The organism is Ralstonia sp. ASV6 (assembly GCF_016429285.1).
Classification (GTDB): Bacteria; Pseudomonadota; Gammaproteobacteria; order Burkholderiales; family Burkholderiaceae; genus Ralstonia; species Ralstonia flaminis.
Genome location: NZ_JAELUI010000102.1, coordinates 1 through 19,970, shown reverse-complemented (window position 1 = coordinate 19,970; position 19,970 = coordinate 1). Strand labels below are relative to the sequence as shown.

General features: G+C 64.0%; 15 protein-coding genes and 1 tRNA gene. 5 read left to right on the top strand and 11 right to left on the bottom strand.

From position 1 onward, the window contains the following. The first annotated feature begins 635 nt into the window (after positions 1-635). Entirely contained in the window at positions 636-2,468 is a 1,833-nt protein-coding gene (locus JHD73_RS19200; protein ID WP_199031826.1) for an ABC transporter ATP-binding protein, read from the top strand. A 17-nt stretch (positions 2,469-2,485) separates the two neighbouring features. Here JHD73_RS19200 and JHD73_RS19195 read toward each other — a convergent pair whose 3' ends face one another. The 8 genes from JHD73_RS19195 to JHD73_RS19160 all read right to left on the bottom strand — a co-directional run bounded on the left by JHD73_RS19195 (position 2,486) and on the right by JHD73_RS19160 (position 14,064). Beyond that, a complete protein-coding gene (locus JHD73_RS19195) occupies positions 2,486-3,805 on the bottom strand; it encodes an MFS transporter (protein WP_199031825.1) in 1,320 nt (439 codons plus the stop codon). A gap of 40 nt (positions 3,806-3,845) precedes the next feature. After that, the gene (locus tag JHD73_RS19190) at positions 3,846-5,228 is read right to left on the bottom strand and encodes an amino acid permease (RefSeq protein WP_199031824.1); all 1,383 of its coding nucleotides are present in this window, start codon (positions 5,226-5,228) and stop codon (positions 3,846-3,848) included. A 340-nt stretch (positions 5,229-5,568) separates the two neighbouring features. Continuing rightward, on the bottom strand, positions 5,569-6,099 hold the full coding sequence (locus JHD73_RS19185; RefSeq protein WP_199031823.1) for a chromate transporter: 531 nt from the start codon (positions 6,097-6,099) through the stop codon (positions 5,569-5,571). After that, on the bottom strand, positions 6,096-6,677 hold the full coding sequence (locus tag JHD73_RS19180; RefSeq protein WP_199031822.1) for a chromate transporter: 582 nt from the start codon (positions 6,675-6,677) through the stop codon (positions 6,096-6,098). Before JHD73_RS19180 ends, JHD73_RS19185 begins: the two co-directional genes overlap by 4 nt. Positions 6,678-6,688: 11 nt before the next feature. Next, the gene (parC, locus tag JHD73_RS19175) at positions 6,689-9,031 is read right to left on the bottom strand and encodes a DNA topoisomerase IV subunit A (protein WP_199031821.1); all 2,343 of its coding nucleotides are present in this window, start codon (positions 9,029-9,031) and stop codon (positions 6,689-6,691) included. 56 nt (positions 9,032-9,087) lie between these two features. After that, positions 9,088-9,981: a lytic transglycosylase domain-containing protein gene (locus JHD73_RS19170; RefSeq protein ID WP_199031820.1), complete on the bottom strand. Its 894-nt coding sequence runs from the start codon at positions 9,979-9,981 to the stop codon at positions 9,088-9,090. A 16-nt stretch (positions 9,982-9,997) separates the two neighbouring features. Next, positions 9,998-11,983, bottom strand: coding sequence for a DNA topoisomerase IV subunit B (locus JHD73_RS19165; RefSeq protein WP_199031819.1), 1,986 nt, complete (start codon positions 11,981-11,983; stop codon positions 9,998-10,000). 164 nt (positions 11,984-12,147) lie between these two features. Beyond that, positions 12,148-14,064 (bottom strand): ATP-binding cassette domain-containing protein, encoded by a 1,917-nt coding sequence (locus JHD73_RS19160; protein WP_199031818.1) that lies wholly within the window; start codon positions 14,062-14,064, stop codon positions 12,148-12,150. Between the two features lie 175 nt (positions 14,065-14,239). Between JHD73_RS19160 and JHD73_RS19155 the strand changes: the two genes are divergently transcribed. Next, on the top strand, positions 14,240-14,446 hold the full coding sequence (locus tag JHD73_RS19155; protein WP_048931705.1) for a hypothetical protein: 207 nt from the start codon (positions 14,240-14,242) through the stop codon (positions 14,444-14,446). Positions 14,447-14,968: 522 nt separating this feature from the next. Continuing rightward, on the top strand, positions 14,969-15,880 hold the full coding sequence (locus JHD73_RS19150; RefSeq protein ID WP_199031817.1) for an amino acid ABC transporter substrate-binding protein: 912 nt from the start codon (positions 14,969-14,971) through the stop codon (positions 15,878-15,880). Positions 15,881-15,939: 59 nt separating this feature from the next. On the opposite strand, the gene JHD73_RS19145 is transcribed toward JHD73_RS19150, so the two are convergent. After that, positions 15,940-16,902 carry a Kdo hydroxylase family protein gene (locus tag JHD73_RS19145; RefSeq protein WP_199031816.1) on the bottom strand — a complete coding sequence of 321 codons (963 nt, stop codon included), beginning with the start codon at positions 16,900-16,902 and terminating at the stop codon, positions 15,940-15,942. 143 nt (positions 16,903-17,045) lie between these two features. Further along, the gene (locus JHD73_RS19140) at positions 17,046-17,273 is read right to left on the bottom strand and encodes a hypothetical protein (protein ID WP_171017938.1); all 228 of its coding nucleotides are present in this window, start codon (positions 17,271-17,273) and stop codon (positions 17,046-17,048) included. A gap of 228 nt (positions 17,274-17,501) precedes the next feature. Between JHD73_RS19140 and JHD73_RS19135 the strand changes: the two genes are divergently transcribed. Further along, positions 17,502-18,914, top strand: coding sequence for a chloride channel protein (locus JHD73_RS19135; protein WP_199031815.1), 1,413 nt, complete (start codon positions 17,502-17,504; stop codon positions 18,912-18,914). Positions 18,915-18,993: 79 nt separating this feature from the next. Then, positions 18,994-19,068, top strand: a tRNA-Arg gene (locus tag JHD73_RS19130). Positions 19,069-19,184: 116 nt separating this feature from the next. Here the strand turns inward: JHD73_RS19130 and JHD73_RS19125 are convergent. After that, positions 19,185-19,373, bottom strand: a complete 189-nt coding sequence (locus JHD73_RS19125; RefSeq protein WP_039596328.1) for a hypothetical protein — start codon at positions 19,371-19,373, stop codon at positions 19,185-19,187. Positions 19,374-19,970: the final 597 nt, after the last annotated feature.

Below are 19,970 nucleotides of genomic sequence, written 5' to 3'. Positions count from 1 at the left end.
AACCGCCCCGGTCTCGCTTGGAAGGACGCTATGAACCAATTCGCTATCCTCTATGCAGATCGATTCGTTCGACCGTCCGTGTGATTCTCAACCCCAGCCTTGAACACGGAAATCCTGACACTCCCGGGCCCAGCACGGCTCAAACCCTCACGCACCGGGTTCCGGACCCCGATTGCCGAGTCCAGAGCCACACGCGTTGGGCTCGCAACGCCGAACACCAAGCTCTGAACCTCAACCGTCGCGTTCTGGACTCCAACATTTCGAGTTCCGAGCGTCATCCTTCGAGTTCGGAACCTCGAACGCCGAGTTCAGAACCTCAAGCTCCAAGCCCTGAACCCCAAACGTCGAGCTCCGAGCCTCAACACTCCGGGTTCCGAACCTCACGAGTCGAGCTCAGAACGCCGAATGCGGCGCTCCAAACCTCGCACGCCGTGCTCCGAACCTCAACCGTCGAGTTCCGGACCTCACGCGCAGGGTTCAGAACCCCACGCGCCGAGCTCCGGCGGCCCACTTCACGGCAGCAGACCAGGAAAGCCCCGCCTCAGGCGTGGCTTATTTGTCGCGCGTATCATGGGCAGCGCTCCCGCGCACGCCCCGCCCAGGGGCGTCGGTCACCCCCCCCCGCCCGATCCGACATGCCGCTGCGCCGCCTCGAAAGACTCATCGACCCCTTCCGCCATTTGCCCGACAGCAAGCCGCCGGGCGATGTCTGGCGTTTCTACGCCCACTTCCTGCGTGAGGTGCGCGGCGTCTTCGTGTTTCTGCTGGCTGTGGGCCTGGCGGGCGCGCTGATCGAGGTGGCGCTGTTCGATTTCCTCGGGCGCATCGTCGACATGCTTCAGGCGACACCGGGCGCAGAATTCTTCACTCGGCACCGCAACGAGTTGCTGTGGATGGCCTTCGTTGCGGTGATTGCCCGGCCGATCATCTTTGGCCTGCACGATGTGCTGGTGCATCAGGTCATCAACCCGAACCTGGCCAACCTGATCCGCTGGCAGAACCACCGTTACGTGCTCAAGCAGAGCCTGTCGTTCTTCCAGAACGACTTTGCCGGCCGTATTGCCCAGCGCATCATGCAGACCGGCTTTTCGCTGCGGGATTCGGCCGTGCAGGCGGTGGATGCGATCTGGCACGTGTTGATCTACGCCATCAGCGCGCTGGTACTGTTTGCGCAGGCCGACTGGCGCTTGATGGTGCCGCTGCTGCTGTGGATCGCGTGCTACATCGCCGCGCTGGCCTACTTCGTACCGCGCGTGAAAGCGCGCTCGGTCGTTGCCACCGAGGCGCGCTCCAAGCTGATGGGCCGCATTGTCGACGGGTACACCAACATCACCACGCTCAAGCTGTTCGCCCATACGCAGTACGAAGAAACGTATGCACGCGACGCCATGTCGGAACAGACCGAGAAAGTGCGCCTGTCGGGCCGCATGATCAGCGCCATGGATTTCACGATCACGGCCATGAACGGCGCGCTGATCGCCGGCACCACAGGGCTCGCACTGTGGCTGTGGAGCCAAGGGCTGGTGACGGTCGGCACCATCGCGCTGACAACGGGGCTGGTGATCCGCATCAACAACATGTCCGGCTGGATCATGTGGGTGGTCAACGGCATCTTTGAGAACGTCGGGCAGGTGCAGGACGGCATGCAGACCATTGCCGTGCCGCGCACCGTGACCGACCGGCCGGGCGCGCAGCCGCTGCGCGTCACGCAGGGCGAGGTGCGCTTCGAGCACGTCGGCTTTCACTACGGCAAGGGCAGTGGCGTGATCGAGGGGCTGGACCTTGTCGTGCGCCCCGGTGAGCGCATCGGCCTGGTCGGCCCGTCCGGCGCGGGCAAGTCGACGCTGGTCAACCTGCTGCTGCGCCTGTACGACGTGGAGCAAGGCCGCATCCTGGTCGACGGCCAGGACATTGCCGACATCACGCAAGAGAGCCTGCGTGCGCAGATCGGCATGGTCACGCAGGACACCTCGCTCCTGCACCGCTCCATTCGCGACAACCTGCGCTATGGCAAGCCCGACAGCAGCGAGGCCGATCTGATGGAAGCCGTGCGAGGTGCCCGTGCCGACGAATTCATCCCGCAGCTGTCCGACGCACACGGCCGACGCGGTTTCGATGCGCTGGTGGGTGAGCGCGGCGTGAAGCTCTCGGGCGGCCAGCGCCAGCGCATTGCCATCGCGCGCGTGTTGCTGAAGGACGCGCCGATCCTGATCCTGGACGAGGCAACGTCAGCGCTCGATTCAGAAGTCGAAGCCGCCATTCAGGAAAGCCTGGAAACCCTGATGCGCGGCAAGACGGTGATTGCGATTGCGCACCGGCTCTCGACCATCGCGCGCATGGACAGGCTCGTGGTGCTGGATGGCGGCCGCATCGTGGAGAGCGGCACGCATGCGGAGCTGCTGGCGCACGGTGGTCTGTACGCCCGCCTGTGGGCGCATCAGACCGGTGGGTTCGTCGGGGTGGACTGAGCCTTGCGCACGCAGACTTACGACAGCCGGCGCCCCAGCGTTTCCGGCACCATCGCCAGGCCGATCAGCGATACCAGCCCACAGCCGATCACATAGAGCGCGGGCGCGTTCGCATTGCCGGTGAGCTGGATCAGCTCGGTCGAAAAGAACTGCGCGAAGCCACCGAAGATGGCAATGGCAACGCAGTAGGCGATCGACAGCCCGGTGGCACGCAAGCGCTGCGGCAACACTTCGCTCACGAGCACCATCGACGCCGGCGAGGTCATCGACATCGGCACCGACAGGCAGCCCACCACGATCAGCAAGCGCGCCAGCGAAGGCTCGGCATTGATCAGCGCGAAGGCCGGATAGACCATCACCAGCAACGCCACGCGCGACCACAGCACCACCTTGCGACGCCCGACCTGATCTGCAAGCCAGCCCGCGAACGGCGACAGCACCACCTGCACCAGTGCCGCGATGCACGCTGCCCAGATACCGAGCGACAGCGGCATGTGCAGCACGCTGACCGCGTAGTTGCTGAGGTAATAGACGATGATGTACGTCGACGAGGCCACGCCGATCATCAGCAGAATGCTTGCCACCAGTGCGCGGCGGTGTTCGCGCAGGAGCGGCAGCGTGGCATCGGCTTCCTGCTCGCTCGACGGTGCGGCGGTTTCCTCCAGGCGACGACGGATGATGAGGCCGACCGGAATCACGAGAATCCCGATCAGGAACGCAACCCGCCAACCCCACGACTCCAGCGACGCCGGCGCCAGCACGTTGCTCAGCAGCAAGCCGACCAGTGCGCCGAACAGCGCAGCAAGCCCCTGGCTGAACGGCTGCCAGCTCGTGTAGAAGCCGCGCGAACGGTCGTCTGCATATTCGAGCAGCAGCGCGGTTGAGGCCCCCATTTCGCCACCGATGGCGAAGCCCTGCACGAGCCGCGCGAGCACCACCAGCACCGGTGCGGCGATACCGATCTGTGCATACGTGGGCGTCACCACAAAGATCAGCGACGACAGGCCCATCAGCCACAGCGTGAGCGCCACGGCGGGCTTACGGCCCGCGCGGTCGGCGTACATGCCGATCAGCAACCCGCCGAGCGGCCGCATCAGAAAACCCACGCCAAATGTGGCGAACGACATCAGCAACTGACCCGTGGCGTTGCCGACCGGGAAATACAGTCGGCCGATCAGCGTGGCAAAGAAGCTGTAGACCACGAAATCGTAGAACTCGAGGCCGTTGCCGATGGTGATGGCCGCAATCGCACGCGGGCGTGACAGCGGGCGCTCGTGCCCCGCCGCGGGGGTACCGGCTGCCTTGCCATACGATGGGGCGATGGTGTCGTTGGACATGGATGTGGTCTCCGCAATGATTGTTTTTAGGTTGGCTGGCTCAGACCCCGCTCGCCTCTTCAGCTAGCGCACCTGCGGCTGTCGGCTTCACACGCAGGTACCACGCCGCCGACATGAGCACTACCCAGCCTGCGCCGACGTACAGCGCCACGCGGGTGTCTTCCATGTAGCCCAGTACACCGATCACAAACAGCATGAAGGCGATGGCGAGCGCAGGGCCCACCGGCCACAGCGGCACCTTGAACTTGAGCGCACGCACTTCGTCAGCCGACAGGCGGCGGCGCATCGCCACCTGCGAGAGCAGGATCATCAGCCACACCCACACCGTCGCGAAGGTGGCAATGGACGCAATGATCAGGAAGACGTTCTCGGGAATCAGGTAGTTCAGCACCACGCCGCCCAGCAGGGCACCGGCCATGGTCAGCACCGTCACCCAGGGCACGCCGTGGCGCGAGGTCGCGGCAAAGATGCGCGGCGCCTGGCCCTGCTCGGCCATGCCGTACATCATGCGGCCCGCGCCAAAGATGTTGCTGTTGATGGCCGAGATGGCCGCCGAGATGACGATCAGGTTGAGGATCGCCGCGGCCGACTTGATACCCAGCCCCGAGAAGATCTGCACGAACGGGCTGCCCTGGCCGCCGATGCCCGTCCACGGGAAGATCGCCATCAGCACGCACATCGTCAGCACGTAGAACAGCAGGATGCGCGCGGGCACGGCGTTGATCGCCTTGGGGATGACCTTGTCGGGGTTCTGCGCTTCACCGCCGGTGATGCCGATGATCTCCACGCCGCCGTAGGCGAACATCACCACCGCAAGCGAGGCGACCAGGCCGCCAACGCCGTGCGGCAGGAAGCCGCCGTGTGCCCACAGGTTGCTCAGGCCGGGCGCGTGCTCGCCGTTCATCTGCACGCCCAGGAACAGGATCGCGATGCCGCCGACGATCATCGCGCCAATCGCCACGATCTTGACCAGCGCGAGCCAGAACTCCATCTCGCCGAATACCTTGACGTTGCACAGGTTCAGTGCGCAGATCAGCATGACGATGCCGAGCACCCAGATCCACTGCGGCACATCGGGAAACCAGAAGCCCATGTAGATGCCGAAGGCGGTCACGTCTGCCAGACAGACGATCACCATTTCGAGGATGTACGTCCACCCCGTGAGAAAGCCGGCAAGCGGCCCGAGGTTGTCACGCGCATAGCGCCCGAAGGAGCCGGAGACCGGCTGCCGCACGGCCATTTCACCCAGCGCGCGCATGACCATGTAGACGGCCGCGCCGCCGATGATGTACGCCAGGATCACCGCCGGCCCGGCCAGCTGGATGGCCGATGCAGACCCATAGAAAAGGCCCGTGCCGATGGCCGAACCGAGCGCGAGAAAGCGGATGTGCCGCGCGCGCAGGTTGCGTTGAAGGTGTTCCAATCTGTCTCCTGTCCTGTCTACTAGGTAAGCGAGGTGGCCCTTGGGGCGTATCGCTGTGGCGTACGGATCTTCGTCCGCTGGACGCCCGCGCGGCGCAGATCAGACGCGCAACAGCACGCGCGCCGGAGCATAGCCACCATATCTAAGCAACATCGCAATAATTCGTATACTCTTGTATATACAATACGAGTTGCACTAGGGTGTTCCCGAGGTTTCGAGAATAGGAAGTGCAGCGCACCCGATTTTTTGAATCGCGCACCAAGAAAAAAGGCGAACCCAGAGTTCGCCTTTGATATCGCCTGCAACGAAGACTGCACCGCCGACGCAGTCGCGCCGGTCGCTAGACCCAGCCCAACCCACCCACGAGCGCACCAAGCCCCACCAGCAACAGCGGATGCACGCGCGTGAACGTGCAGGCCAGCACCGTGGCCACCGTCAAGGCGATGGTGCCCATGCTGTGGTCTGCCCCGCGCGTCAGCACCCAGCCGGTGGCAAACATCAGGCCGATGGTCAGCGGAGCCAAACCACGGCGGATGAGCGTGACCCAGCGGGCGTCAGGGGCGCGGTCCATGACACGGGCAATCACACCCGCAATCACGCAGGACGGCCCGCAGATGCCGACGAGGGCTACGATCGCGCCGCCCAGCCCGGCGGACTGCCAGCCGAACAGCTCGACGAACAGCACGTTCGGCCCTGGCGCAGCCTGCGAGATGGCGTACATGGCGCTCAACTGTTCGCTGGTCATGTAGTGCCGCGTGTCGACCAGGAAACGATGCATGTCGGGCAGCGTTGAACTGGCCCCACCAATGGCGAGAAACGACAGCATCAGGAAGTGCCAGAACAGGTCGAACAGCGTGCTGAGGTAGCTCATCGCGTTGCCCTCCACTCCAGCACGAGCGCCAGCGGAATCAGTACCAGCATGACCGGCAGCAGCGGCCATTGCAGCACGCCAATCGCCAGGAAGACCGCCAAGCCGATGCCGATGGCGCGCCACGTGCGCGACTGCCCTTGCGCCAGCCGGATCGCCGTCGACAGCACCAGCCCCGCCGCCACCGCCGCCATGCCCTTGAGCAGGTTCTGCACCAGGGACAACGCGCTGAAGTGGTCGTACAGCATCACAATCAACAGCAGCAGCACCGCGGGCACCGCCACCAGCCCGGACATCGCGGCGGCGGCCCCGCGCACGCCGTGGTAGCGGTAGCCGAGCATCACAGAGAGGTTGACGACGTTCGGGCCGGGCAGCACCTGGCCCAAGCTCAGAAGTTCAGCAAACTCCGCGTTGGTCAGCCAGCCATTGCGGTCGACAATGCCCGCGCGCGCAAACGGCAGCACGCCACCGAAGCCCGACAACCCCATGCGCGCAAACTCGGTGAAGAGCTTGCTGCACGATGGAACGTTTGCCCCCGAGGGCGCAGCGTTGGCGTCAGGCTCGGCGCTCAGGTCGGTCATCGTCTATCGACTCAAGCGGCTTCCGGCGCGGGCTTGGGCAGCGACAGCTTCGGTTCACGCAGCTTGGGCTCCAGCGTCTTGCCCTTGCGTGCGCGCTTGCCGGCGTAGGCCTCCTGCGCGCGCGTCGTCATGGTCTGCTCGACCGCCTTGCCGCCGCGCGGGCCGGTGCCCGAGAGCACGAAACCCGCCGCGCCAAAGGCCAATGCCTGCAGCAGCGTTTCGCTCTTCTCCAGCTCCATCAGGATCACGCCACGGCCACCGCTGGCCAGCGTCTTCAGCTCGCTGATCGGGAACAGCAACATGCGTCCACCTTCCGACAGGCAGGCCACGCCGTAGGCGTCTTCCGGTGCCGGTGCGGGCTTGTTGGGCTGGTCGCCCTCATCCAGCGTCAGGAACGCCTTGCCGGCCTTCTGGCGGCCGACCATGTCGCCCACCTTCGCCATGAAGCCGTTGCCGCCGCGCGTGGAGATCACCAGGTTCTGCTCGGCATGGCCGGCGAACGTGTGAGCGATATGCGTGCCCGGAGCCAACTCGATCAGCGTGGTCAGGGGTACACCGTCGCCACGGCCGCCCGGCAGGTTGGCCACGGCCACCGAATACACGCGACCCGCGCCCTTGTCGTCACGCGTGCCGAAAATGAGCAGCGAATCGGTGGTGCGGCACTCGAAGGTGTCGTACAACGTATCGCCCGCCTTGAAGCCGAATTGCGTGGCGTCGTGGCCATGGCCCTGACGCGTGCGCACCCAGCCCTTCTGCGAGACGATCACCGTGACGGGTTCGTCAACCACCTTCACTTCGGCGGCGGCGCGGCGCTCTTCCTGGATGAGGGTGCGGCGGTCGTCACCGTATTGCTTCGCGTCGGTCTCGATCTCCTTGACGATGCGACGGCGCATCATGGTCTCGGACTTGAGCAGCACGTCCAGCTCGCCCTGTTCTTCGCGCAGGTTCTTCAGCTCCTGCTCGATCTTGATGGCTTCCAGGCGCGCCAGTTGGCGCAGGCGGATTTCCAGGATGTCTTCCGCCTGGCGATCGCTCAGGTTGAAGGCCTGGATGAGAGCAGCCTTGGGCTCGTCGCTCTCGCGGATGATGCGGATCACATCTTCGATGCGCAGCAGCACCATCTGCCGGCCTTCGAGGATGTGGATGCGGTCTTCCACCTTGCCCAGGCGATGGCGCGTACGGCGCGTGACTGTGGCAAAGCGGTAGCTGATCCACTCGCGCAGGATCTCGGCCAGACCCTTCTGGCGCGGCCGGCCATCCATGCCGATCATCACCAGGTTGATGGCGGCGCCCGACTCCAGCGACGTATGCGCCAGCAGCGCGTTGGCAAACTCCTGCTGGTCGATGTTCTTGCTCTTGGGCTCGAACACGAGCCGCACCGGCGCATCCTTGCCGGACTCGTCGCGCACCGCATCCAGCAGACCGAGCATGGTCTGCTTCATGGTGAGCTGATCCGGCGACAGCGACTTCTTGCCCGTGCGCACCTTTGGGTTGGTCAGCTCTTCAATCTCTTCCAGCACCTTCTGCGACGAGCTGTTGGGCGGCAGCTCCGTCACCACCAGTTGCCACTGGCCACGCGCGAGTTCTTCAATCTTCCAGCGCGCGCGCACCTTCAGGCTGCCTCGACCGGTTTCGTACACCTGCGCGATATCCGCTGCGGACGAGATGATCTGCCCGCCGCCCGGATAGTCCGGACCCGGCATGTACTGCATCAGGTCAGTGCTGGTGAGCTTGTCGTCGCGGATGAGCGCGACGGCGGCAGTGGCCACTTCGCGCAGGTTGTGTGACGGAATCTCCGTGGCCATGCCCACCGCGATGCCCGATGCGCCGTTGAGCAGCACGAACGGCAGGCGCGCAGGCAGCAGCTTCGGCTCGTCCATCGAGCCATCGTAGTTCGGCACGAAATCGGCCGTGCCCTGGTCCAGCTCTTCGAGCAGCAGGCGAGAGATGGGCGTCAGGCGCGCTTCGGTGTAGCGCATGGCCGCCGCACCGTCGCCATCGCGCGAGCCGAAGTTGCCCTGGCCGTCGATCAGCGGGTAGCGCAGCGAGAAATCCTGCGCCAGGCGCACCAGCGCATCGTAGGCAGATTGATCGCCGTGCGGGTGGAATTTACCGAGCACGTCGCCCACCACGCGGGCCGACTTGACAGGCTTGGCGTCAGAGCGCAGGCCCATCTCGTGCATCGCGAACAGGATGCGGCGCTGCACCGGCTTCTGGCCATCGGCCACCTCAGGCAGCGCGCGGCCCTTGACCACGCTGACAGCGTAGTCGAGGTAAGCACGCTCGGCATAGGCGCCAAGCGTGAGCGCCTCGGCCGGCTCGCTAGGGTCGAAGAGGATGTCTTGTTGTTCCATGGAAGCTCAAGCGAAGGCGGCGCGCATGCTGCATGGGCATCAGCGCACCGCCAGGATCAATGTTGTTGTGCGTTCGTGACCACGCCGGTGGCAGGGTCGAGTACCACTTCGATGCGCGCGGGCCGGCCCGTGCGGCCAGGTTTGCGCGTGACCATGGCACCGTTGGCGCTCACGGTCATGAACCCGCCTGCCCCGTTCATCTCAGCCATCGGGTTGTAGTAGCGGTAGAACTGCATCACCGTCTTCACGTAGTTCTGCGTCTCGGCATAGGGCGGGATGTCGTTGCCGTGCTTCTGCACAGCGCCCTCGCCCGCGTTGTAGGCGGCGAGCACGAGTTCGAGATTGCCGGAAAACATGCGCAGCAAGTCGCTCAAATAGCGCACGCCCGTGGTGATGTTGATCTTGGGGTCGGCCAGCTTCTGCGCTGCCGTGCGACGCGCATCCCCCGTCACGCCATAGCGGGCACCGGTGTCGGGAATTACCTGCATCAGCCCGATCGCGCCCTTGGGCGACACGGCCTGCGGGTTGAAGCCGGACTCGGCGGCAATCACGGCCTTCACGAATGCCGGGTCGATGCCGCGCTTGCCCGCTTCCTGACGAATCAGCGGCTCGACCGTTGGCACGTTCGGGTGCTGCAGCACTGCGCGTACGAGGCGCTGGCGCATGCCGCCGGCGTTGTCCAGTGCATCGCGCTTGCTGGCGGCGAGGTAGGCATCGGCATCCGGCAACTCAGTGGCTGGCAGGGCGATGGCGTTGGTGCTCTTGTCGTCGGTTCCGCCCGCCACCGACGCGCCCTTCATAAAGAGCACGTAGCGGTCGTCCAGGCGCTCGGCGGAAAAGTGCGCGAGGCCGTTCTCATCGATGTAGCCATAGACGTCCGCGCGCGCCGGCTGGCTGGCCAACAGGGCCAGCGCCGTCAATGCAAATGCGAAACGTGAGAACAGCTTCATCGTTGTCGGTTGAAGGTCAGATATCGGCTTCGACTTCGTTGCCGCGCGTTTCCAGCCACGTGCGGCGCGCGCCAGCCTCGCCCTTGCCCATCAGCATGTTCATCATGTTGACGGTCTGCTCCTGGTCCAGTGCACCAAGCGCCACGGGCAGCAGGCGGCGCGTGTCGGGGTTCATGGTGGTTTCCCAAAGCTGCTCGGCGCTCATTTCGCCCAGGCCCTTGAAGCGGGAGATCTGCCAGGCGCCTTCCTTCACGCCGTCCTTGCGCAGCTTGTCTTCAATGGCTTCGAGCTCGCCGTCGTCCAGCGCGTAGAGCTTTTGCGCGGGCTTCTTGCCGCGCGCTGGCGCATCGACACGATACAGCGGCGGGCGGGCCACGCAGACGTTCCCACGGTCAATCAGCTGCGGGAAGTGCTTGAAGAACAACGTGAGCAGCAGCACTTGGATGTGTGCGCCGTCCACGTCGGCATCCGACAGAATGCAGATCTTGCCGTAGCGTAGGCCAGAGAGGTCGACCGTGTCGTTCGGACCATGCGGGTCCACGCCAATGGCGACCGCAATGTCGTGCACTTCGTTGTTGGCGAATAGGCGGTCGCGCTCGGTTTCCCACGTGTTCAGCACCTTGCCGCGCAGCGGCAGGATGGCCTGGAATTCCTTGTCGCGGCCCATCTTGGCCGAGCCACCAGCGGAGTCGCCCTCCACCAGGAAGAGTTCGTTGCGCGTGACGTCGTCGGACTCGCAATCGGTCAGCTTGCCGGGCAGCACGGCCACGCCGGAGCCCTTTTTCTTTTCCACTTTCTGCGCCGCACGCGTGCGTGCCTGCGCCTGCTTGATGACGAGTTCGGCCAGCTTCTTGCCGTGCTCAACGTGCTGGTTCAGCCACAACTCCAGCGCGGGGCGGCTGAAGCTGGAGACCAACCGCACCGCATCGCGACTGTTCAGGCGCTCCTTGATCTGGCCCTGAAACTGCGGGTCCAGCACCTTGGCCGACAGCACGAACGAGGCGCGTGCAAACACGTCTTCGGGCATCAGCTTGACGCCCTTGGGTTGCAGCGCGTGCATCTCGACAAAGCTCTTCACGGCCTGGAACAGCCCCTCACGCAAGCCGGATTCGTGCGTACCACCGGCCGGCGTCGGGATCAGGTTGACGTACGACTCGCGCACTGGCGAGCCCTCCTCCGTCCACGCCACCACCCACGAGGCGCCTTCGCCAAAGGCAAAGCCTTCTTCGCCGGGCTTGTCAGGGTCGGCAAAGTGCTCACCTTCGAACAGGGGGATCACCGGCTCGGCACCGCTGCCCTGCGCAAGCGATTCAACCAGATAGCCGCGCAGGCCCTGGTCGTATTGCCACTCGAGCGTCTCGCCGGATTTTTCCAGCGTGAGCGCAACCTTCACGCCCGGCAGCAGCACGGCCTTGCTGCGCAACAGGCGCTGCAGCTCGGCCTGGGGGATGTTCTCGGAGTCGAAATACTTGGCGTCGGGCCACACACGTACGCGTGTGCCGTTCTTCTTTTCACCGCGCTCGGCTTTACGCGTCGTCAGCTTCTCGATGACGTCGCCGCCGGAGAACGTGAGCGCCGACACTTGGCCATCGCGCCAGACCGTCACCTCCAGCCGCGTCGACAGCGCGTTCGTGACCGACACGCCCACGCCGTGCAGGCCGCCGGAGAACGCGTACGCGCCGCCGCGGCCCTTGTCGAACTTACCGCCCGCATGCAGGCGCGTGAAGACGATCTCGACCACCGGCACACCCTCTTCGGGGTGAATGCCGACGGGAATGCCGCGCGCCTCATCTTCCACGCTCACGCTGCCGTCCTTGTGCAGCGTCACGGCAATCAGCTTGCCGAAGCCGCCCAACGCCTCGTCAGCGGCGTTGTCGATGACTTCCTGCACGATGTGCAGCGGGTTGTCGGTGCGCGTGTACATGCCCGGCCGTTGCTTGACCGGTTCCAGGCCCTTGAGGACCTTGATCGACGATTCGCTGTATTGGGAGGTTTTGCTCATGGAAGGCGGAAAACTGGCGGGCTCTGGGTCTGCCCCGAGCGCCGGAATGCAGCGCGCATTGTAAAGGAAGCCGCCCTTAACAATGCGGAGGGATCGTCAGCGTTGGGATGCGACGCACAGCCGACATCCCGCTGACATATTGACGGACTAGCGCGCCATCGGAATCACGCCGTGCCGGCGCGTTTGCCTTCGAGTGCTTCCCAGCGCTCAAGCGCTTCCAGCAGTTCCAGCTCGATCGCCTCGTGACGCTCGGCCAGCTTCTGGGCGCGCTCCGGGTCGCGGCTGTAGATCGAGCCGTCTTCCAGCTCGGCGTTGACCTGCTTCTGCTCGGCCTCCAGCGCTTCGATGGTGGCGGGCAGTGCGTCCAGCTCGCGCTGCTCCTTGTAGCTGAGCTTAACCGTGGCGCGCTCGCGCGGTTTGGCAGCCTCGGGCTTTTTCTCTTCGGCGACGGGCTTGGCGGCCTGCGCGATTTGCGCCGAGCGCGCCGATTGCGTCTGCCAATCCGAGAACCCGCCCACGTATTCGCGCCAGCGGCCCTCGCCCTCCGCCGCAATCACCGAGGTGACGACGTTATCGACAAAAGCGCGATCGTGCGAGACCAGAAACACGGTGCCGCTGTATTCCTGCAGCAGTTCTTCCAGCAACTCGAGCGTGTCGATGTCCAGATCGTTGGTCGGCTCATCCAGCACCAGCACGTTGGCCGGGCGCGCGAACAGGCGTGCCAGCAGCAGCCGGTTGCGCTCACCACCCGACAGCGACGCCACCGGCGAGCGCGCCCGCTCGGGCGGGAAGAGAAAGTCGCCCAGGTAGCTCATCACATGCTTGCGCTGGCCATTGACCTCGATCCAGTCGCTGCCGGGGCTGATGGTGTCGGCCAGCGAGCGATTCAGGTCCAGCTGTGCGCGCATCTGGTCGAAATACGCCACCTGCAGGTTGGTGCCGTTGCGCACCGTACCCGAATCGGGTGCCAGCTCACCGAGGATCAGCTTGAGCAGCGTGGTCTTGCCGACACCGTTGGCGCCGAGAATACCGACCTTGTCGCCGCGCATGATGGTGGCGGTGAAGTTGTCGACCACCGTTTTGTCACCGTAGCGCTTGGTCACGTCCGTCAGTTCGGCGACGATCTTGCCGGAGCGGTCCCCCTGCGAGACTTCGAGTTTGACGTTGCCCTGCACTTCACGACGCGCCTGGCGATCCACACGCATCTGCTCCAGGCGCGCCACGCGGCCCACGCTGCGCGTACGGCGGGCTTCGACGCCCTTGCGAATCCACACCTCTTCTTGCGCGAGCAGCTTGTCGAAGCGGGCGTTTTCCAACGCTTCGGCTTCGAGTTGCTGCGCCTTGCGCTCCTGATACGCGGTGAAGTTGCCGGGGTACGAACGCAGCTTGCCGCGATCCAGTTCGATGATGCGCGTGGCGACACGGTCAAGGAACGCGCGATCGTGTGTGATGAACAGCACGCTGCCGCGGAAGGCCAGCAGCAAGTCTTCCAGCCAGCGGATGGAGTCGTAGTCGAGGTGGTTGGTCGGCTCGTCCAGCAGCAGGATGTCGGGCGCCCCCACCAGCGCCTGCGCCAGCGCCACACGCTTGGTCAGACCGCCCGAGAGTGAACCGATGCGGGCGCCAGGCTGCAGGCCGAGCTGGGCGATGGTCGTTTCCACGCGCGTGTGCAATTGCCAGGCATCGGCGGCATCGAGTTGGGCCTGCAGAGCATGCAACTTGTGCATGGCCTCTTCATCTTCATCATGCGAATCCCCCATCGACGCGACCAGCACCTCGTATTCAGCCAGCAACCCGGCAGCGTGCGGCACGCCCATCGCCACGGCTTGGGCCACGGTCTGATCGGGGTCGAATACAGGCTCTTGCGGCACATACGCCGAGGTGACTCCGCTCTGGCGAGCGATCAGTCCATCGTCGGGGGCGGTCAGGCCCGCCACGATCTTGAGCAGCGACGACTTGCCGGTGCCGTTACGGCCGATCAGGCCGACGCGCTCGCCGGCCTCCAGCGAGAAATCGGTGTGGTCGAGCAGCGCCACGTGGCCGAACGCCAGTTGCGCATCGGTAATGGAAAACAGGGCCATGCTGGAGTGAAAAAGGATGCGGGCCGCGTGCGGCCAGAAGGCGCGTATTGTAGTCGGCCCGTGCGACAGGCATCCGGTGTCATTGCGCTTGTGCGCGCCGGTGCTATAACGCTTGTGCCGCCGGGCTCGCTTTTCCGGCCGCTTCCACCCACAACGTTAGCGAAGGGGAACACTGATGCGCGGACTATTCGGCTTGTTGATCGCCCTGATCGTGGTAGGCATCCCGGTGCGGCAGGTCTTGCTGCGAACCGGCTTCTCGCAGTGGTGGACCCTGCTGGTGCTGATACCGCTGGTGAACCTCGTGGCGCTGTGGATCTTTGCGTTCTCGAACTGGCCGCGGCAGTCGTCGCAGCCGGGCAATGTGCTGCCGAATCAAAGCTGAACGGGGCAACCCTGATGCGGGGTGCGTCAAAGGTTCGCACCAAAGAAAACGGCCCGCTTTCGGCGGGCCGGAAGAGTCTCTCCTCGATGCCTTGCGAACAAGACATGAGCGGAGCATAGCGCCCCTTGTCCCTCTCGGGCAGTCAGGACAAACCCGGTAGGGAAAAACGCCGAGACGACTCACAAAGCCAAGCCCCGTGCGGCTTTGCACCGCAACAACGCATGCCGCATCAAGCGTGCGCGCACCTTACGCCACAAAGGTGCGACGCACCAGCCGCATGGCTGATGCAGTGCAATCTGCGCACGCTTGATGTGCGCCACGCACCACTGTCAGGCTCACCCCCAGTCTCATCTGCAAGCAGATTTCTAGAGCATGGAATCCAGTCTTGCGGCCTGCTTACAACAGCGCAAAAGTGCGGGCCTGCAGGTTCGCTCGCTGCGCCGTATCATGCGGCAGGCCCTCCGGCCACAAGCCGGACATAACGATAAGGCGGGCCGCCATTCTTTCCCGGGGGATACAACCATGCTGTGCTTCAAGCGCACGCTGCCGATCGCGGCGCTGCTCTCTGTTTCTCTGTCCATCTTTGCGCCGGGCACCGCCCTGGCATCCACCACACCCGTTCTCGACCGCATCCGTGATACCGGCATCGTCCGCGTCGCGCATCGCGAGAGTTCCGTGCCGTTCTCGTTCTACGACGCCGACAAGAAACCCATTGGTTATGCGATGGACCTCTGCCTGCGTGTGGTCGACAAGCTGCGTACCGAACTCAAGCGCCCCGACCTGAAGGTCCAGTACGTGATGGTGACCTCGTCTTCGCGCATCCCGACCATCGCCGAAGGCAAGGCCGATGTCGAATGCGGTTCGACCACCAACACGCGTGAGCGCCGTGAGAAAGTGGCCTTCACCATCCCGCACTACATCGCCGGCAGCCGGATGATCGTCAAGACATCTTCGGGCATCCGCAAGTGGGACGATCTGCGCGGCAAGACGGTGGTCTCGACCAAGGGCACCACCAACATCACTGAGCTGCGCAAGGTGAACGACGCGCGTGTGCTGGGCATGAACATTATCGAAGCGAAGGACCATGCCGAGGCCTTCGCCATGGTCGAAGCCGGCAAGGCCGATGCCTTTGCGATGGACGATGTGCTGCTCTACGGCTTTCGTGCCAATGCCAAGAAACCGGGCGACTACGCCGTGGTCGGTGACATGCTGACGGTCGAACCGTACGCGATCATGCTCAGCAAGGACGACGCCGAATTCAAACGGATAGTCGACCGCGCGATGACCAACATCATCCTCGATTACGAGGCCGATAAGCTCTACAAGAAGTGGTTCCAGCAGCCGATTCCGCCCAATGGCGCGAAGCTTGATATTCCGATGAGCTTCCTGCTGCGCGACTCGTTCAAGTACCCGAGCGACAAGGTCGCCGACTGAACACCACAGTTGAACGCTCAACGCCGCCGCTTTGTCCGGCGGCGTTTTTCTTTGCGCGACTAGCGCAGCGGCCTGCCGAGCAGGCGTGAGAGCACGGCTTCCGGCGAGTGCGTGTGATCGGCAATCGCAGCCGGGTCCAGGTAGAAGGTCTGCTCCATCATCGCACGGCCACGCATGGCTGCATGCAGCGCCTGATCGCTGAACACCATCCACGTCGCACCCGGCGCAAACGCGAAGGTCTGCTGCGGTGCGCTGCGCTGGTATTGCAGATCGGCTTTCGCCAGGTCATGCAACTGCAGCATGCGATGGTCGTAGTCCGAGCGCGGGCGCTTTGTGATGTGCAGCTTGTGCATCCACCACGGCTGACCGGGCAGCATGCCTCGCGTTTTCGGTAAAAAGCGCTTGGCGAAGTGCGCAAACGGTTCACCAATTCGCCAGATGCGCGGCGTGTCCGGATCAACGTTGTGGAACACCCGCAACAGGCGTTGGCCGTGCAACGGGTTCGACGGAAAGGCATCGACGTGCAGACGTGTATCGTCCTTGCGCCAACTCACCGAGCGCCCGGCGATCTCTGCGGGGCGCAGCGAGGTGCCAGCACGCTTGAGGTGCGGGCCGTAGTCGGGAAACAGCGCCAGCACCAGGCGCTCGGCGGCATCGGCATAGCGGCGGATCAGTGCGGAGAGCTCGCGCAGGTCAGCCGGTGCACCCACCGCGCCACGCACAGTGGCCTCGTCGGCGCGCAGGTTGATGTTTTTCGTCTTGCCGTCGGACCAGCACGCGTCGAGAAAGCGCCGCTCGCGCGTGTTCAACGGAAAATCCAGGGAGGGAAAATGCAGTACGTTACCGCGCTCCAGTGCGGCACGCATGGCAATCGCTTCAGTTGCAGTCAAGGCAGGCGCCCATTCACGCACCGGCCAAGGCACCACCATGTCGACGGAGGGCGGTGCGACTACGGCAGACTCCCCAGCGCATTCTTCGCGGACCGGCTGCTGAGCCGGCGCAAACCCCTGCATACTTCCCATGAACTTATCAATCGCTTATGTAAATTTATTCGCGAATGATAGGACGATCACCAACGCAGCGCATCGCCAGGAAACACAACGCTGCATGTCATACGGTGCGTCACAAATGTGGCGGGAACCAGCCGCCGACAAGGAAAGCGGCTTTACAGGAAGTGCTTGACGACCTGCTCTTCCAGGCCGATAAAGCGCACGAGTTGGCGCGAGCCGTCCGGGAACTGCTTGATGACGTGGCCGTCAGGAGTATCGGTATGACGAAAATAGATCGGGCGATCAATCGTCCCAGGACGTTGCTTCGGTAGCAGGCTATCCAGCGACGGCTCCACCGTCCACGGATCGTCCCGTTCTTCGGATGTCAGCATGTTGGTCGCCAAAAGGTTTCTCCGATGAGGGATGAAGCATAACTTCCGTGAACAAGCATGCAAAGTTCGTAATACTTAAATCTGATTCGGTGACCGATCGTTCGTTCGATTTAGCGTTTGCTACCCCACAATCGCATCGGAATTGTGGGGCGCCGCCCACAAAACCCCTACCATCATCAAAGTTTCACGTAGCTCCGATACGCCTGTGCCGCGGTTTGCATTGCCTCTCCCTGCCTTCCCATGAGTGACACCCCCTCCCCACCTTCATCCTCATTTGCCGCCTTGCGTGACCGTGTATTGCGCGCCTTGGATCGCAAACTGCGACAAACCTCGCGCATGTCGCGCAACGGGCTGCGGTTTTCGATTTTCCTGGCCGGCGCGATGGGCGTGGCGGTGTTCTCATTGGTGTTCTCGTGGGTGGCGGATGCCGCGCTGGCGTGGCAACGCGCCCTGCACGCGCACTACACTTGGGCGGCCCTCGTGCTTTTGCCACCGGGGCTGGCGGCGTTGCGCTGGCTGACGCTGCGTGTGGCACCGCAGGCGCGCGGCAGCGGCATTCCACAAGTCATTGCCACGCAGCATCTGCCACCGTTCGGGGTGGCGCAAACGACGCTGGTGTCTCTTCCACAGGCACTCTGGAAGATCGGACTGACGGCGGTGGCGCTGTTCCTTGGCGCATCCGTCGGGCGCGAGGGGCCCTCGGTGCAGGTGGGCGCGGCGGCCATGCTGGCCTGGGGGCATTGGTGGCAGCATCGCGCCGGCGTGCGCGTCGGCTTCCACGCGCAGGCGCTACTGACTGCCGGCGCGGCTGGTGGCTTGGCTGCAGCCTTCAACACGCCGTTGGCCGGCGTGGTCTTCGCCATTGAAGAACTCGGCAAAGGCGCATCCCTGCGCTGGGACCGCCTGGTGCTGGCGGGCGTGCTGGCCTCGGGTTTCCTGTCACTGGCCATCGTAGGCAACAACCCGTATTTCCAGGTGCACGAGCCCATCCTGTTCCTGCGCGAAGCATGGCCCTGGATCGTACTGGCCGCGCTGGTGTGCGGCGTGTTCGGCGGGCTGTTCGCCAAGCTGCTGCTGGGGGGCATTGCGGGGATTCTGCCCGCAGCGATCGGGCAGCGCGTTCAGCAGCATCCGGTATGGACCGCGTTTGGCTGTGGCGTCGTCCTTGCATGCATTGGCGCCAGCACGCACGGCGATACCTACGGCACCGGCTACGAGCAAGTGGCCGCACTACTCAACGGCCACCCGATCGAAACACACTGGTTTGGCGTATCCAAGCTGGCCGCGACTGTGGCGTCGTACTTTGCCGGCATTCCGGGCGGCATCTTCACGCCGTCGCTGGCAATTGGCGCGGGACTGGGCCAGCACTTGTGGCAGCTCACCGCAGGCGTTACCGACGAGCGCGTACTGGTACTGGTGTCGATGGCAGCGTTTCTGGCGGCGGCAACACAAGCGCCCATCACAGCCAGCGTGATCGTCATGGAGATGACGCGCAGTCAAAACATGATGTTCCACTTGCTCGCGGCGACCTTGCTGGCTTCATTCGTGGCCCGGCAGTTCTGCCCACGGCCGTTCTATCACGCAGCCTCGCGCAACTTCCGGCGTGAGGCGCTGGCGGTCGAAGCGGCTTCCGAGAAGGCTGCAAAGGCCTAGGCTGTCTGGCCTTGGCGAGGCAAATTGCGTAGAATCGCCGCTCGCTCGGGCGGCCTTTTGCGTCACCCGAGACAGGTCACTCGCCGTAGCACAATGGATAGTGCACGCGCCTCCTAAGCGTGAGATACAGGTTCGATTCCTGTCGGCGGGACCACCGGCACATCACAAAGCCAGGCAGACATCGCCTGGCTTTCTTGTTTTTCCGGCGCCATGAATAACGAGGCCCGCCACAAACGGGCGGGCCTATGGCTGCGGATGGCCCCGGGTCGTCTAGGTCAACACCGGCAGCGCTTCGAGCACGAGCAGCCCGATCAGCACCCCAATGATCGTCAACAGCACACGGATCCCTACCCGCGCACCTCGGATCGCCAGTGGCGCGGACACCAGTCCGATCACGCCCGCCACGCAGACGGCGAGCAACAGATATAGGTTGGAGAAGGCCATCGGGAATTCCATCATCCGCCCCTAGCCGGCCGCAAATGGCCGGTCTTTTGAGTATAGGTCGCGCGCCCATTCCGGCAACCTGCCGCTTCTGTGCCGCATAGATTTTTTGACGCACTGCAAAAGTTCGTGCTATAGTTCGACGCTTGGTTGCTTACTGCCCTTTTGCGGTTGGCCGATGTGCTGGTTTCAACACCAGCGCCCATCGCTCAAAATTCCGCCCCAAAGCATGCGCAGCCGATTGCCATAGAGCTTGGCATCGTCTCCGATCTCCCGCGTGGATTAACATCACGCCGCAGGGACTGCCGCCCTATCTCGCTGATCCGTTCAGCTTGTGGCCGGCCAATTCCCCCGCCTTGTCCGTTTTGCAGCCTCGTCTGTCGAACCGGCCTTATCCGATTGGCGCCGACGCCCGTAATTAACCGGTCGCCGTATCCCATTTCCGTCGTCTGCATCATGTGATGCGGTCGGCGCGGCAGCCTTACCACCTATTCGACATGACGCAGCCTCAAGACGGCAGCGGCGCTATTGCGCACGCTGAAAACACCGACACCCCGAATTCCGACGCACTGCTGGCCGACGCCGCAACCCGCGCCAACGCCTTTGCCGAGCTGG